Here is a 2822-nt window from a genome sequence, read left to right as displayed (position 1 = left end):
GCTTACTTTCGCTGCCATGAATCTCAAAAAGCTAGCAAACTGGACATGGAAAGGACCATGTCCAGCGTAAGACAACTGATAAATTTTATCAAAATAAGTGAAAACCCCACTTTTACTTGAAGTAAAGATGGGGTTTGTCTACGGTCTGAGACATTCTGTTATAGAATGTCTTTTCTTTTTTGATGAAAATGAAAATAAGCATAAAATACCTTTAAAATTGTGGCTCTTTTCATTAAAATGGTAAGTATTGAAAAATGAAAGTTAAAAGAAGGAATTACAATGAACCCAATAAAAAAGCTAATTGACCGGCTATCGGCTTTCCAGCTGATTGCCCTTTATTATTTTCTGGCTGTCACAGTCTCATTTATTCTTTTAAGTTTGCCAATCGCTCATCAAGAGGGGGTAAAGTGGACATTTATTGATGCCCTATTTACAGCTGTGAGTGCTGTAAGTGTCACAGGTCTGACCGTTGTCGATATTTCACAAACATTTAGCGTCACAGGTATGTGGATTCTTGCGTTTGTTCTGCAAATCGGTGGCATCGGAATTATGACCCTCGGCACCTTCGTATGGATCGTCATGAGGAAAAGAATCGGCATTAAAGAAAGAAAGCTTATCATGGCAGATCAAAACCAAAGCAATTTATCAGGAATCGTGAAACTAATGAAGCAGGTCTTATATTTAATTTTGCTCATTGAGTTTGTAGGCGGTCTGATTTTAAGTATGTATTTTCTCAAATATTACGATGTGCAAGGGGCTTTCTTACATGGTTTCTTTTCGAGTATTAGTGCAACAACCAATGGAGGCTTTGACATTACAGGCAATTCGTTGATCCCTTACAAAGGTGATTATTTCGTTCAATTTATTACGATACTGCTCATCATTTTTGGTGCGATCGGTTTCCCGGTGCTCGTTGAAGTAAAAGATTATTTATTCAATCAAGACCGAAAGTACACATCATTTTCGCTGTTTACAAAAATCACAACGATCACATTTGGCAGCCTAGTCGTTGTTGGTGCGATCGGGATATATGCCCTTGAAGCCCGGTTTACCTTTCTAGGGAAGAGCTGGCACGAAATCTTGTTTTCTTCTTTGTTCCAATCAACAGCTACAAGAAGTGGTGGGCTTTCGACAATAGACATGACTCAATTGACAGAGGCGACGCTATTATTTTTATGTATGCTCATGTTTATCGGGGCATCTCCAAGCTCGGTGGGAGGCGGAATTCGGACCACCACATTTGCCCTGAATTTACTCGCACTGTTTCATTTTGCAAGGGGCAATAAGTCCATCAAAATTTTCAAAAAAGAGCTTCACCAAGCGGATGTTAATAAATCCCTTATGGTGACGATGATGGCCTTTATCTTGGTATTTGGTGCCACATTCCTGTTAACCTTATCCGAACATAATACACTTCTTGAAAATTTATTTGAAGTTTGTTCTGCCTTCGGAACAACGGGACTATCGCTAGGGATTACCTCTGACCTCACTGTGTTTGGCAAGTGTATTATCATGATGGTCATGTTTATCGGCCGAATTGGTCTTCCAAGCTTCTTATATTTAATTGGACGTAGAGAAAGTGAAGCGAATTATCATTACCCAAAAGAGCGCGTTATTATTGGCTAAACAGCATTCTCAGCGAATGCTGTTTTTTATTTCCATTATATAACTGGCTAAATAGCACGAGATGTTGGCAATCTATAGGTAAGAGGTGAACGAGACGTGCTAGATGTATTATGGAAAGCGACTGTCATGCTGTTAGTTGGAACCTTGCTACTGAGAATAGCAGGACCCAAATCCATTAGTCAATTAACTGTACAACAAACGGTGATCATGATTTCCATTGGGTCGATTATTATCCAACCCTTTATAGAGCATAATTTACTTGAAACGATTTATGCAGCAACCATCTTTATTGTGGCACTTGTGGTAATGGAAAAGCTGTCGATTCGGTTTGATTTCTTTGAAAAATTGGTTTCAGGGAAATCTGTGGTCATTTTGCATAATGGTGAAATGCTTGATCACAAGCTGAAAAAAGCACGGCTCACAAGGGACCAGTTCAAAATGCGCTTAAAGCAGCAGGGCATTACGGACATCAGCAGTCTAAAAAAAGCCACGCTAGAAGCTAATGGACAAATTGGCTATGAGTTAAAACCTGAGGAAAAACCAGTTACAGTCAAACAAATGAAAGAGCTGTTTGACCAATTGAGAGAAGAACTAAACATGTCAAAAAAGGACTGATTTCAGATGAAAAGAAAAGCAGCGAAAAATGAAGCAATGACAAATAATATGACGCCAACAGAAAGCATGGCACATGATCAAGGACAAACACAATTTGACGAGCAATCAAATAATCGACAGGCAAACCGAAATTCTCACCAAGGAAGACAAGGGGGAGCATCTCGTGACTAAAAAGCATGTGAAAAGCAAGGATATCAAAGACCATAAAAAACCGATGAATCCAGATATCTTAGAAGAGGAATTTGGCAACGAGCTTGGGGATGTGAACAGCAGTAAATGGATTGATTCCCTTATGAAGCCTAAAAAAGATTCTGAATGTCATAAAAAACAAAAGAACAAGTAATAAAAAACGATCCTCGTGTGAAGTGACCCCCTTAAGTTAGACACGGTATTTATTAGACAGCTTTCGAGGCATGAGTTCGATATTGTATCGGACTCATGCCTTTTAGTTTCGTCTTTATACGTGTGTGATTGTAGTAATCAATATATTGTTCAAGTTCTTGCTTGAAGTGTTCGATGTCCTCAAATTCTTTTAGGTATAGAAATTCAGACTTTAAGATACCGAAGAAGTTCTCGATAAC

5 protein-coding genes are annotated in these 2822 nt (G+C 38.7%); 4 read left to right on the top strand and 1 reads right to left on the bottom strand.

The window, feature by feature from the left end; genetic code table 11:
* Positions 1-279: 279 nt before the first annotated feature.
* The 4 genes from WAX46_RS15540 to WAX46_RS15525 all read left to right on the top strand — a co-directional run bounded on the left by WAX46_RS15540 (position 280) and on the right by WAX46_RS15525 (position 2584).
* Positions 280-1626, top strand: a complete 1347-nt coding sequence (locus WAX46_RS15540) for a TrkH family potassium uptake protein (protein WP_336494307.1) — start codon at positions 280-282, stop codon at positions 1624-1626.
* Positions 1627-1722: 96 nt separating this feature from the next.
* A complete protein-coding gene (locus WAX46_RS15535; RefSeq protein WP_226569971.1) occupies positions 1723-2241 on the top strand; it encodes a DUF421 domain-containing protein in 519 nt (172 codons plus the stop codon).
* A gap of 6 nt (positions 2242-2247) precedes the next feature.
* Positions 2248-2412 carry a hypothetical protein gene (locus WAX46_RS15530; protein ID WP_226569973.1) on the top strand — a complete coding sequence of 55 codons (165 nt, stop codon included), beginning with the start codon at positions 2248-2250 and terminating at the stop codon, positions 2410-2412.
* Complete coding sequence (locus WAX46_RS15525; protein WP_226569975.1) at positions 2405-2584, top strand: hypothetical protein; 180 nt, start codon at positions 2405-2407, stop codon at positions 2582-2584. Before WAX46_RS15530 ends, WAX46_RS15525 begins: the two co-directional genes overlap by 8 nt.
* A gap of 52 nt (positions 2585-2636) precedes the next feature.
* Here the strand turns inward: WAX46_RS15525 and WAX46_RS15520 are convergent.
* The coding region (locus WAX46_RS15520) for an IS3 family transposase (protein WP_336493384.1) at positions 2637-2822 on the bottom strand (186 nt) is incomplete at its 5' end.

The organism is Bacillus sp. FJAT-53060 (assembly GCF_037104745.1).
GTDB lineage: Bacteria > Bacillota > Bacilli > Bacillales > Bacillaceae > Bacillus > Bacillus stratosphericus_B.
Note: the sequence above shows the minus strand (reverse complement) of the source record. Positions and strands in the feature narration are given on the sequence as shown.